Here is an 11,502-nt window from a genome sequence, read left to right as displayed (position 1 = left end):
TCACCAAGCAGCAGGGCACCGCGAACCAGACGCAGGCCCGGATCACCGAGGAACAGACCGCGCTGAACGCCCTGCGCGATCAGATCGGTGTCCTGGCGGCCAACCAGTACCGCANCGGNGGCCTGCCGCCGTCGCTCTCGCTCGCGCTCAGCGGNGACCCCGAGGGTTACCTGCAGAAGTCGCAGATGATGNCNCAGCTCGACGGCCAACAGGCCGCCAAGCTGAAGCAGATCGCCGCGCAGGCCCGGGTTCTCCAGCAGGACCGCACCGAGGCCTCCTCGCAGCTCGCCGAGCTGGAGAAGCTGCGCACCGAGCTGAACAAGAACAAGACCGAGATCCAGACCAAGCTCGCCGAGGCCCAGCGACTGCTGAACACGCTCAGCGAGAAGCAGAAGAAGGAAGTCCTCGACTCCGACGAGCACGTGGGCAACACCGATACGCGTGGCACCGACCGCAGCTCGCGGGACAAGCCCGACACGCCGCCGCCGGCCACCAATGTCCCCGTTTCCGGCCGGGCGGCAGCCGCGGTCGCGTTCGCGCGGGCGCAGATCGGCAAGCCGTACGTGCCCCGGGGTGTGGGCCCGGACTCCTACGACTGCTCGGGATTGACCCAGGCATCGTGGAGGGCCGCCAACGTCAAGCTGTCCCGCACCACCTGGACCCAGGTCAACGACGGCCAGCGGGTCTCCAAGGACGCGCTCCAGCCCGGCGACCTGGTGTTCTTCTTCGCGGACAACTCGCACGTGGGCATCTACATCGGTGGCGGGCAGATCATTCACGCCCCGCGGCCGGGCAAGAACGTGACCATCGCGCCGGTGAACTCGATGCAGTTCTACGCGGCCGTTCGACCCGGTTAGGCCCGCCGGTCCCGCATACGGACCTGGACAGCGCCCTTTCCCGGATTCGTTCCGGGAGAGGGCGCTGTCGTTGTTCCCGGCTCCGCGTGCGGTCGGGGGCAGGGGTCAGACCAGTCGCCGGTCGGTCGCCCAGCGGGTCAGCTCGTGCCGGTTGGACAACTGCAACTTGCGCAGCACGGCGGACACATGGGTCTCCACGGTCTTGACCGAGATGACCAGCCGGCGGGCGATCTCCTTGTACGCGTAGCCGCGCGCGATCAGCCGCAGCACCTCGCGCTCGCGCTGGGTGAGTCGGTCCAGATCCTCGTCGATCGGCGGCACGTCGGTGGCCGCGAACGCGTCCAGTACGAAGCCCGCCAGACGCGGCGAGAACACCGCGTCGCCCTCGCCGACCCGGCCGATCGCCCGGATCAGCTCGTCGCCGGTGATCGACTTGGTCACGTAGCCCCGGGCCCCGCCGCGGATCACTCCGATCACGTCGTCGGCGGCGTCCGACACCGACAGCGCCAGGAAGCGCACGGCCGGGATCAGCGACGCGCACTGGCGCAGCACCTCGACCCCGCCGCCGCCGGGCAGGTGCACGTCCAGGAGCACCACCTCCGGGCGCGTCTCGGTGACCACGGCCACCGCGCTCGCGACGTCGTCGGCCTCGCCGACCACCTCGACCGCCTCGCCGATCTCGGCGCGCACACCGGTGCGGAACATCCGGTGGTCGTCGACCAGGACCACCCGGGTGCGGGTCGTCCCCTCGGGGTGCTCGGTGCCGATCTCGGTGGCGTTCACGCGTTCGTCCTTCCCACAGCGGCCCGGCCGGCGTCGGCGCGGCGCATCTCCAACTCGACCTCGGTGCCCTCGCCGAGGTCGCTGCGGATGTGCGCGGCGCCCCCGTTGCGGCGCATGCGCCCGATCACGGACTCTCGCACACCCAGCCGGTCGGCGGGCACGCCGTCCGGGTCGAAACCGGGACCGCGGTCGCGGACGAAGACCGTCACCGTGTCCTCGTCGGCCTCGCCGAACACCGAGATCGCCGCTCCGCCCGCGTACTTCGCCGCATTGACCATCGCCTCGCGGGCGGCGGCCACCAGCGCCGCCAGCTTGTCGTCCACCGGGCAGTCTCCCACGCACACCACCTCGATCGACACGCCGTGCGCGTCCTCGACCTCGGCGGCGGTCGAGCGCAGCGCGGCGGCGAAGGTGCGGTCCGGCTCCTCGCCGTCGGGGCGGTACAACCACGCGCGCAGCTCGCGTTCCTGGGCGCGGGCCAGCCGGGCCACCTCGCGCGGGTCGTCGACCTGGCGCTGGATCAGGGTCAGCGTGTGCAGCACCGAGTCGTGTACGTGCGCGGCCACTTCGGCCCGCTCCTGAGCCCGGATCCGAGCCCGGCGCTCGGCGCCCAGCTCGCGGGTCTGCCGGAGCAGATACGGGCCGAAGATGACCAGCAGCCCGACCAGGAGCAGGCCCGCCCCGCGCATCGCGGCCAGCGCGTCGCCGATGCCGCCCCGGCCGAACGAGAAGAACACCAGGCCGGCCAGTACCAGCACGGCGCCGACGACGGTGCGCAGCGCGCCGGCCACCCGGCTGCGGCCGTCGAGCGAGAACCACCGATCGCGCTGCGACTCGTCGGCCTGGCGCCACAGCAGGATCACGCCGGGCCCGGCCACCAGCAGCGGCCAGATCCAGTCGCCGACCTTGGTCCCGCTCGTGGTCGCGCCCACGCCGGTGAGCATGGTCGCCGCGATCAGCACGATGATCAGCGCGAGCGCCTGATGCCGCTCCCGCCCACGTTCGCGCATGGGCGGGGCGGGAGTTGCCCGGCCCTGCGGTACGAAGATCCAAAACGCCGCGTAGAAGGCGATCCCCAACCCCGCGAAGAAGGTCAGCGCGACGAAGGCGATCCGCAGCAGCAGCACCTCGACACCGAGGTGGTCGGACAGGCCGCGTGCGACGCCGCCGGCGAGCCGGTGCGACGAGGCGCGCCGGAGTCCGGGGATCGGCTGCGCGGGCCTGACGGGTGCGGCGGGCGGTGGATATACGGCGGTCACACGACCGATCGTCACACGCCGGCAAGTCCGTACGCATCAGGGCCCGACCCTGATTCGCCCTCGGGGTCGAACCAGGGGTACGCCAGGGCCGAGCCCGATGGGAAGCGGGCCCCGGGGGCGCCACGATGGACCCATGAACGACGACACGAAACCCGGTATCTCGGCCGGCGACCGGGCCGGCGACGTCCCGGGCGGCCCTGCGGGGTCGTCCGCGGCGCCCACGACGACCATTCGCCCCCAACTCCTGCGCAGCACCGAGGACCGGATGGTCTCGGGCGTGTGTGGGGGCCTCGGCGAGCATTTCGGCCTCGACCCGGTGATCTTCCGCATCGTGTTCGCGGTGCTGTCGCTCTTCGGCGGGGTGGGCGTACTGGTGTACAGCCTGGGCTGGCTGTCGATCCCGGCCCGCGGTGAGGAGCAGCCGATGCTGCGCCGAATCCTCGCCGGGAAGTTCGACTACGGGGCGTCGGCAGCCACCGTGGTCGCCGTCATGGGGGTCGCCTTGTTCTTCACCTACCTGGACTCGGGCTTCGGCCCGTCCGTTCCGCTGTTGATGATCACCGCCGTGGTGCTGTTCATGGTGTGGTCCGACACGAAGAAGAAGCAACAGGCCGCCGTCGACGCGGCCGGGGTCGCGGCGATGGCGTCGGCACCCGCCCAGGTCGACACCCGGCCGGACGACGCGACGGTGCCCGGGCCGCCGATGTGGTGGCAGGTGCCGGGCGCGGGTTCGGCGTCCGGGGACGAGGAACCGCCCGCGCAGGCGCCGGCGCCGCAGCGGCCCAGGTGTCCGCGCTCGTACGTGTCCCTGGCCACGCTGTCGGTGGCCACCATGGTCGGCGGTCTGCTGTGGGTGCTCGACCACACCGGGGCCGTGGAGGTGACGTTCACCGTCGCGATCGCGATCCTGCTCGGCATCGTGGGCCTGGGCCTGCTCGCGGGGACCTGGTTCGGCCGGGCGCGGCTGTTGATCCTGCCCGCCCTCGCGCTCACCGCGCTGCTGACCGCGGTCACCGCGATCAGCGTGCCGCTCACCGGCCCGTCGGGCGAGCGCACCTACACGCCCACCACGGTCGCCGCGCTGCCGGCCTCCTACCGCCTGGGCGTGGGCACGATGGACATCGACCTGCGGCGGCTCGACCTCGGGCCGGGCGGCAGCGCGACGGTCAAGGCCCGGATCGGCGCCGGGCAAATCCAGGTCTGGGTGCCCGATGACGTCACGGTGGTGTTCAAGGGCGGCGTCGACCTCGGACAGGTGCGCACGCCGACCGGCCGGGACGACGGCTACCGTCCGGAGCGCACCGAGACCACGGCTCCGGCGGTCGGGCCCGGGCGCGGCACGATCACACTCGACCTGAAGGTCGGCGTCGGCGACGTCGAGCTGCTGGACGGGGACGACGGGCGGGAGCCGCGATGAGCGCGTCGATCGACACCCGAACGACCCGGCGCAGGAGCGTGACCCGGATGGAGGGCGATTCCCGATGAGGCTGAACCGGTACCGCTTCGACCCGATGGCGCTGATTGCGGGCACCGTCTTCGCGGGCATCGCGATCGCCTACCTGCTGCGTGCGTCCGGCACGCTGACGGTGCGCCCCGAGTGGGTCCTGGCCACCGCGGCGATCGGGGTGGGCCTGGCCGGGCTCGCGGGAGCGCTGTGGGCGATGCTGCCCGCGCGCGAGTCCGCGCGGACGGCGTCGATGAGCCGGGTGGCGCCCGCGACCACGTTCGCGCCGACCGCGTCCCACCCGACGGGGGAGGCCGTGGTCGGGCCGCACGCGGGCGCGGCGGTCGGGGGCGAGCCCCATCCGGGTGCGCCGCACGCGGTCGGGGACGAGCCGGACGCGGCCGCGGCGGTCGAGACCGAGGACGATGTCGCGGCCGACCCGGTGGTCGAGGACGAGCGCCCGGACCGGGACCCGCCGACCGTGGACCCGACCGGGTAGCCGCCGGGCGCCACGAGGAGCGGGGGTGGGCCGTCGGCCCACCCCCGCTCCTCGTCGTGCCGTGCCCGCCTCAGCCGCGCCCGTGCGGTGTGTGCCACAGCGCCGGGTCCGGCCCCTTGGGCACGACGCCGGTCGGATTGATCCGGTCGTGGGTGACGTAGTAGTGCCGCTTGATGTGGTCGAAGTCGACCGTGTCGCCGAAACCTTCGGTCTGGAACAGGTCGCGGGCGTAGGCCCACAGGGCCGGATACTCGGTCAGCTTGCGCAGGTTGGTCTTGAAGTGACCGTGGTAGACCGCGTCGAACCGGACCAGTGTGGTGAACAGCCGGATGTCCGCCTCGGTGATCGTGTCGCCGACCAGGTAGCGCTGCCCGGCCAGTCGCTCCTCCAGCGCGTCCAGACGGGCGAACAGCGCGTCGAACGCGGCCTCGTACGCCTCCTGCGTGGTGGCGAACCCGCAGCGGTACACGCCGTTGTTCACGTCCCGGAACACGTCCGCGTTGATCGCGTCGATCTCGGCGCGCAGCCGCTCCGGGTACAGGTCCGGCGCGCCCGCGCGATGCAGCGCGGTCCAGCGGGTGGAGAGGTCGAGGGTGATCTGCGGGTAGTCGTTGGTGACGACGTGGCCGGTGCGCAGGTCGATGATCGCGGGCACCGTCACCCGGCCGCCGTAGGTCGGATCACTGGCCCGATAGGCGTCGGCCAGGAACGCCAGGCCGGTGACCGGATCGCGCCCGTCGGGGTGATTGGTGAACCGCCAGCCGGTCTCGTCCCGGATCGGGTCCACGATCGACAGCCCGAGCGCGTCCTCCAGCCCGAGCAGGCGCCGCACGATCACCGCCCGATGCGCCCAGGGACACGCCAACGACACGACGAGCTGATACCGGCCGGCCTCCGGGTCGGGTCGCCCGGTGAACCGATTGCCCTGCCGGACGAACTCCCCGCTTTTGCCCGACTCGGCCGTGAACTGCGCCTCGGAAGTGGTCATGCGTCCACGGTAGATCGCCGAGCCCGAAACCGGCCGCTCCCGGGCCGTGACCGGCCCGGCGCGCGCGTCCTCAGGTCGGGTCCAGGCCGTTCGCCCGGAGCCAGGGGAGCGGGTTGATCGGGGCGCCGCCGCCCGGGCGGACCTCGAAGTGCAGGTGCGGGCCGGTGCTGTTGCCGGTGTCGCCGCTGTAGGCGATCACGTCGCCCGCCTTGACCGGGCCGGAGCGGACCTTGGCCCGGGTCAGGTGGCAGTACCAGGTCTCGGTGCCGTCCTTGGCGGTCAGGATCACCATGTTGCCGTAGGCCGAGTTCACCTCGGTGCGGACCACGCCGTCCATCACCGCGTACACCGGCGTGTTCAGGTCGACGGGAAAGTCGATTCCGGTGTGCGTGTGCGCCCAGCGGGAGCCGGACGAGCCGAAATAGGCGCTGAGGCCGCGCTGAGCGACCGGGAGCACGTACTTGGGCCTGAGGGACTCCTTGCGCTTGCGCTCGGCTTCCTGGGCCCGTTGTGCCTCTTCCTGACGCTCCTGGAGCGAGATCCGGGCTTGCGTGCGGCTGGCCCGCTCGGCGAAGTCCTCGGCGCCGACCTGGAGGTCCATCAACTGCTTGTCCATCGGCGACATCAGCGGCAGGTCCTCGCCGCCCGCCACCGGGTCCGCGTCCTTGGTCTCGGCGCCCGCCGTGTGCAGGCCGCCGACCGCGGCGACGGCCATCGCGGCCGCGCCCATCACCGCGAGCGGTGCGCCGGCGGTGAGCGGGAACGCGCGTTTGCGCTTGACTCGGGCCTTGTCGGCGGCTTCCTTGGACTTCGCGTCCTTGGACTTCGCCTCCTTGACCGGCCGGCCCCGCCGCTCGACGGCCGGCTCGACCCGTACGTCGGCCGGCTCGGCCTCGTTGTCGGTCGGAGCCGGCACGCTGTCGTCGTGGTCACCGGGATCGAACGCGGGCTCGACCGGCGCGCGGGTCGTGCCGTCGTCGAACAGGTTCGTCGTCGAGCGGTTGCCACCGGACCACATGTCGGCGTCGTCGCGCGCCGGGACGGGGGAGAACCAGGTGTCGGATTCCCAGGCGGCGGTGTCCGAAGCGGCGTACCACATACCGGTGTTCGAACCGCCGTCCCAGGACGGGTCGACGTACGGCGTCGCCGGCGCGGTCTGGACCGCGGTGTCGGTGCCCGCCCAGGTCCGGGTCTGCCCCTGGGGGTCGTAGGCGTCGTACGCGCCGCTTTCGGGTACCGCCGCGTAGCCGTACGCGCCGGTCGCGTCGTAGCCGGTGCCGGTGTCGTAGCCGCCCGTGACCGCGGTGTGCGCGCCGCTGCCGTATCCGTCCGGCGACCCGGACCCGTCGGCTCGGCCGTACGCGTCGTAGGCCGGGACGGCGGTGTATCCCGAGGAGTCGTAGGCGGGTTGGTACCCGGAGGCGTCGTAACCCGAGGAGCAGGAGGCCGCGGAGCCGTAACCCGGCGCGTCGTAGCCGGCGGAGGCGTGGTTCGACGAGGCGTAGTCGACGGCGGCGTAGGTCCCGCTCGCGTCGTATCCGTCGTACGACGCGGCCGGCACGCTCCACCCGCCCGAGGAGTCGACCGCCTGGTACCCGGAACCGGTCGCGTACGCGTTCGCGTCGTACCCGTTGGCCTGGCTGTACCCCTGGTCGTAGCCGCCCTGTAGCGAACCGGGCGGGCCGTAAGGGGAGTACGCGCCCTCGGCGTCCGGGGCGTAGCGACCCTGCTGATCCTCGCTCGGATAGCGAACGTCCGTCACCTACGTCGCCTTCGTCTCGGGGGCTGGTCGGAATCGGACTGTAGTGCTCTTGACGTTCACAGGACAATCCTCGCGATAAGAACCGCAGGTCAGGCCGCCGAGCGGGTGAAGCGGTTCGGCGCGGCCGAACCCGCTCGGGCGAACCGCGGGCCGGCGCCCGCGATCGACCGGTCGCACCGTCCGGCCCGCACGTGCGATCGAGGTGTCGCCCCGGCGGTGCGGCTCGACCGCGGCGGCCGCGACGACGCGTCGATCGGGTGTGCGCTCGCGCGGGACTTTCGTGGCGCGCGGGCCGGCCCGGGACCACCTTGGGCAGGTCGTCGCGGTGGCGGGCTACGCTCCGGGCGAGGGCTTCGCTACGTATATGGAGGCAGTGATGGGTGTTCCCGGACCGATCAGGATCGTGGTGGCCAAGCCCGGACTCGACGGGCACGATCGGGGCGTCAAGGTGGTCGCGCGCGCGCTGCGCGACGCGGGCTTCGAGGTGGTGTACACCGGCCTGCACCAGACCCCGGTCCAGATCGTCGAGACGGCCATCCAGGAGGACGCCGACGCGATCGGCCTGTCCGTGCTCTCCGGCGCGCACATGACGCTGTTCGCGAAGGTCATCGAACTGCTCAAGGAGCGCGAGGCCGAGGACATCCTGGTGTTCGGCGGCGGGATCATCCCGGAGGAGGACGTTCCGGAGCTGAAGCGGATCGGCGTCGCGGCGGTCTTCACACCGGGCGCGCCGACCACGGACATCGTCGACTGGGTCCACGCGCACGTGGCGACCACCCCTGCCTGAGCGGGCACTTCACCCGGTTCCGGACAACCGGCGGGCTCGTTGGATCGGCTCGTGCACACGTGTCGGTGCGGGCCCGTACCGTGACCGTCATGCTGGAACGGTGGACCGCGGAACAGGTGCTGGCACTCGCGCCTGACGTCGCGTCAGGCAAGGCCGGGAGCAGGTTGGCGGTGCCGCGACCATGGTCGGCCGCCGGCGCCGCGGAGTTCGCCGGCGGGGCCGGCGCGGTGTGGGGCGTGTGCGCGGGAAGCGGTGCCACGCCGTACCGCACCGTGGTCGATCTCACCGGCCCCGCGTCGCAATGCTCGTGTCCCAGCCGCAAGTTCCCGTGCAAGCACGCACTGGGCCTGCTGCTCCTGTGGGCTGCCGACCCGGTGGCCGTGCCGGCCGACGCGACCGCCCCCGACTGGGCCGACACGTGGTTGGACGGGCGCCGGGCACGGGCCGAGAAGGCCGCGTCGGCCGGGTCCGCGCCGGCCGACCCCGTCGCGGCCCGGCGGCGGGCCGACCAGCGCACGGCCCAGGTCGCCGAGGGCGCCGAGCGGTTGCGCCGCTGGCTGGCCGACCGGGTCCGGCAGGGCCTGGCGGGCACCGAGCGTGAGGGGTACGCCATGTGGGACGGCATCGCCGAGCGCATGGTCGATGCCAAGGCGCCGGGGCTGGCGGCCCGGCTGCGCGCCGCCGGGGCGATACCGGCGTCCGGGGCGGAGGGTTGGCCGGGCCGCCTTCTCGAGGACTACGCCGAGTTGTGGCTGCTCCTGCGCGCCCACGAACACGCCGACGACCTGGACCCGTCCCTGGTGGCCGGGCTGCGGGCGCGGATCGGCTGGACCGTGGACGCGGAGGATGTGCTGCGCAACGCGCGCGAGGCGGGCACCGTGGTGCGCGACCGGTGGCTGGTGCTGGGCAGCCGGGACAGTACGGACGGCAATCTGACCGAGCGTCGGATCTGGCTGCGCGGCGAGCGCTCCGGCCGACCGGCGCTCGTCCTGGCCTTCGGGCCGCAGGGGCGTGCGCCGCAACTGGCGTTGCCGGTGGGCCGATCGATCGAGGCCGACGCGGCCTTCCACGACGACGCGGTGCCGCTGCGGGCCGCGCTCGGTGAGCGCGCCGGCGCGCCGGTGGAGGGCGGGGAACCGACGGGGGTCGGCCCGGAGGAGGCCACCTTGGGCTATGCCGAGGCGCTACGCAGCGAACCGTGGCTGGAGGCTTGGCCGGTGGTGCTGGCCGACGTGGTCGCGGTGCCGGAGCCGATGGGGTGGCGGATCGCGGGCGCGGACGGGTTCTGGCTGCCGGTGGATCGGGCGCGGACCGGCGAGCAGGCGTTGTGGCGGCTTTCCGCGATGTCCGGGGGCGTGGGGCTGACCGTGTTCGGCGAGTACGGCGCGCGCGGATTCGTCCCGGTGACCGCGTGGCACGAGGGCCGGGCCGTGCAGTTGTAGCCGACCGCGCGCCCTACCCGCCGGCCTCGACTGCGGTCTCGGGTCTCGGCAGGGGGCGTCGCGGGATCGGCCCGGGAGGGCCCGAAAACCATCACCGGTGTCGGTCGGCACTGCCGATCGGCCTGTGCGGAAGGGGAGTTCGGATGCGGGTGGCGGATCCGGTATGGGACGACCTGGTGTCGGCGGCGTTGGTGGGCACCGGACGGCGACCGGCCGCGGAGTTGCCCGCGCAGGACGCGCTCGGGACGCTGGCCGCGCGGGTGGACCGGGCGGACGAGGCGGTGCGGTTGCTCGATCTGGCCGCGATCGTGATGGTGCACCGGCGTGCGGGGCGGCGGGCGCCGGCGGGTGCGCCGCCGGCGCCGTGCGCCGAGGTGGACACGCGGCCGTCGGTGCCGGGGCGGGCCAGGGCGCGGCTGCGGATCCTGCTCGAGGGCGACGGGATGGACTTCCTGCCCGAATGGCTCGCGCTGGCCCGCGCGGCCGGACTGCGCGCGCCCGAGTCCGAGTTGCCCGCGCTGTTGACGGCCGCGCGCTCGCGGACGGATCTGCGCGAGATCGTGGCCGACCTGGCCGGCCCGCGCGGACGCTGGCTGGCCGGGCTCAACCCGGAGTGGGCCTGGCTGACCCGGATCGCGGTGCCGGAACCCGACGATCCGGTCGAGCTGTGGCGGCACGGGCGCTTCGGCGAGCGGCTCGCCGCGTTCGAGGCGCTGCGCACCGATGACCCGGACGCGGCCCGGGGGCTGCTGACCCGGGTCTGGAGCGCCGAGCCCGCCGAGGATCGTGCGGTGTGGGTGGCGGCGCTGGGTACCGGGTTGTCGGCGAGCGACGAGCCGTTCCTTGAGGAGGCGCTGGACGATCGGGCGAAGGTGGTTCGGGTGGCCGCCGCGCGGTTGCTCACCGAACTGCCCGGCTCGGCCTTCGCGGCTCGGATGCGCGAGCGGGCCCTGGCCTGCCTGCGGCCCGGCGGCGCCGGTCGGATGCTGGTGGTGCCGCCGAGCGGATGCGATGCGGCGATGCGGCGGGACGGCATTGCCGAGACGTCGCCGACCGGGCGCGAGGACCACTCGTGGTGGCTGGGCGAGATCGTCGCGGCCACGCCACTCGCGGTGTGGCGGGAGGTGTTCGGGGCCGGCCCGGAGGAGATCGTGGCGCGGGTGTTGCCGCGCCGGTTCGCGGAGGACGTCCGGGACGGGTGGGCCCGCGCGGCGGTGCTCCAGCGCGACGTCGGCTGGGCCCGGGCGCTGGCCGGGCGCGGCGCGCCCACCCGGCTGCTGACCGTGCTGCCGGCGGCCGAGTGCGCCGAACACGTGGCCCGGCACATCGCCGCGCACGGGCTGTCCGAGGCGCTGCAACTGCTGACCAACTGCCCGGCGCCGTGGCCGGCGACGCTGGGCGACGCGGTCCTGGACGCACTCGCGAGCGCGGCCGAGGGCGGCGGCTACCCGTGGAGCTTCAGCGGTGCCCGGGACGTGGCCGGCCGCGGTCTGGACCCGGCCGTGGTCGATCGCGTGGAGCACCTGGCCGCCGGGGACGGCGAATGGCCCAAGGCGTTCCGGGCCCTCGCCGACACCCTCCACTACCGGGCGACGATGCGCGCGGAACTCCTGGACAACTGACCTGCGGGCCCGCTCGCGCCGGGCGGGGGCCGAATCATTCGTCCGAGTGGATGGGCGTA

Annotated in this window: 10 protein-coding genes; 6 read left to right on the top strand and 4 right to left on the bottom strand. The window is 73.4% G+C overall.

Annotated elements, in window-relative coordinates; genetic code table 11:
* Window positions 1-185: 185 nt before the first annotated feature.
* A complete protein-coding gene (locus A3IC_RS0134470) occupies window positions 186-857 on the top strand; it encodes a C40 family peptidase (protein WP_425387373.1) in 672 nt (223 codons plus the stop codon).
* A 105-nt stretch (window positions 858-962) separates the two neighbouring features.
* Here A3IC_RS0134470 and A3IC_RS0134465 read toward each other — a convergent pair whose 3' ends face one another.
* A complete protein-coding gene (locus tag A3IC_RS0134465; RefSeq protein ID WP_020554637.1) occupies window positions 963-1,640 on the bottom strand; it encodes a LuxR C-terminal-related transcriptional regulator in 678 nt (225 codons plus the stop codon).
* A complete protein-coding gene (locus A3IC_RS0134460) occupies window positions 1,637-2,899 on the bottom strand; it encodes an ATP-binding protein (protein ID WP_052173942.1) in 1,263 nt (420 codons plus the stop codon). The genes A3IC_RS0134465 and A3IC_RS0134460 overlap by 4 nt, the downstream gene beginning before the upstream one ends.
* 133 nt (window positions 2,900-3,032) lie before the next feature.
* Here A3IC_RS0134460 and A3IC_RS0134455 point away from each other — a divergent pair, with 133 nt between their 5' ends.
* Together A3IC_RS0134455 and A3IC_RS58180 are read left to right on the top strand one after the other, a co-directional pair.
* Window positions 3,033-4,316, top strand: a complete 1,284-nt coding sequence (locus A3IC_RS0134455; RefSeq protein ID WP_020554635.1) for a PspC domain-containing protein — start codon at window positions 3,033-3,035, stop codon at window positions 4,314-4,316.
* 64 nt (window positions 4,317-4,380) lie between these two features.
* The gene (locus tag A3IC_RS58180) at window positions 4,381-4,842 is read left to right on the top strand and encodes a hypothetical protein (protein WP_020554634.1); all 462 of its coding nucleotides are present in this window, start codon (window positions 4,381-4,383) and stop codon (window positions 4,840-4,842) included.
* Between the two features lie 70 nt (window positions 4,843-4,912).
* Here the strand turns inward: A3IC_RS58180 and A3IC_RS0134445 are convergent, their stop codons facing one another.
* Together A3IC_RS0134445 and A3IC_RS70275 are read right to left on the bottom strand one after the other, a co-directional pair.
* Entirely contained in the window at window positions 4,913-5,830 is a 918-nt protein-coding gene (locus A3IC_RS0134445; protein WP_020554633.1) for a glutathione S-transferase family protein, read from the bottom strand.
* A 70-nt stretch (window positions 5,831-5,900) separates the two neighbouring features.
* Entirely contained in the window at window positions 5,901-7,592 is a 1,692-nt protein-coding gene (locus tag A3IC_RS70275; RefSeq protein WP_020554632.1) for a M23 family metallopeptidase, read from the bottom strand.
* Window positions 7,593-7,968: 376 nt separating this feature from the next.
* On the opposite strand from A3IC_RS70275, the gene icmB reads away from it, so the two are divergent.
* The 3 genes from icmB (at window position 7,969) to A3IC_RS0134420 (ending at window position 11,443) form a co-directional block, all read left to right on the top strand.
* Window positions 7,969-8,379: a coenzyme B12-dependent isobutyryl CoA mutase small subunit gene (icmB, locus tag A3IC_RS0134430; RefSeq protein WP_020554630.1), complete on the top strand. Its 411-nt coding sequence runs from the start codon at window positions 7,969-7,971 to the stop codon at window positions 8,377-8,379.
* An 89-nt stretch (window positions 8,380-8,468) separates the two neighbouring features.
* Window positions 8,469-9,821 carry an SWIM zinc finger family protein gene (locus A3IC_RS0134425; RefSeq protein WP_040877638.1) on the top strand — a complete coding sequence of 451 codons (1,353 nt, stop codon included), beginning with the start codon at window positions 8,469-8,471 and terminating at the stop codon, window positions 9,819-9,821.
* A gap of 143 nt (window positions 9,822-9,964) precedes the next feature.
* Window positions 9,965-11,443, top strand: coding sequence for a DUF5691 domain-containing protein (locus A3IC_RS0134420; RefSeq protein WP_020554628.1), 1,479 nt, complete (start codon window positions 9,965-9,967; stop codon window positions 11,441-11,443).
* Window positions 11,444-11,502: the final 59 nt, after the last annotated feature.

Origin of the sequence: Embleya scabrispora DSM 41855, from assembly GCF_000372745.1 — a bacterium.
In the GTDB taxonomy this organism is placed as follows: Bacteria; Actinomycetota; Actinomycetes; order Streptomycetales; family Streptomycetaceae; genus Embleya; species Embleya scabrispora.
This window is presented reverse-complemented; position numbering and strand designations above follow the sequence as displayed.

Coding starts and splice junctions, on each gene's coding strand:
- icmB (WP_020554630.1), top strand. CDS start 7,969: ATGGGTGTTCCCGGACCGATCAGGATCGTGGTGGCCAAGCCCGGACTC.
- A3IC_RS0134445 (WP_020554633.1), bottom strand. CDS start 5,830: ATGACCACTTCCGAGGCGCAGTTCACGGCCGAGTCGGGCAAAAGCGGG.
- A3IC_RS58180 (WP_020554634.1), top strand. CDS start 4,381: ATGAGGCTGAACCGGTACCGCTTCGACCCGATGGCGCTGATTGCGGGC.
- A3IC_RS0134420 (WP_020554628.1), top strand. CDS start 9,965: ATGCGGGTGGCGGATCCGGTATGGGACGACCTGGTGTCGGCGGCGTTG.
- A3IC_RS0134455 (WP_020554635.1), top strand. CDS start 3,033: ATGAACGACGACACGAAACCCGGTATCTCGGCCGGCGACCGGGCCGGC.
- A3IC_RS0134425 (WP_040877638.1), top strand. CDS start 8,469: ATGCTGGAACGGTGGACCGCGGAACAGGTGCTGGCACTCGCGCCTGAC.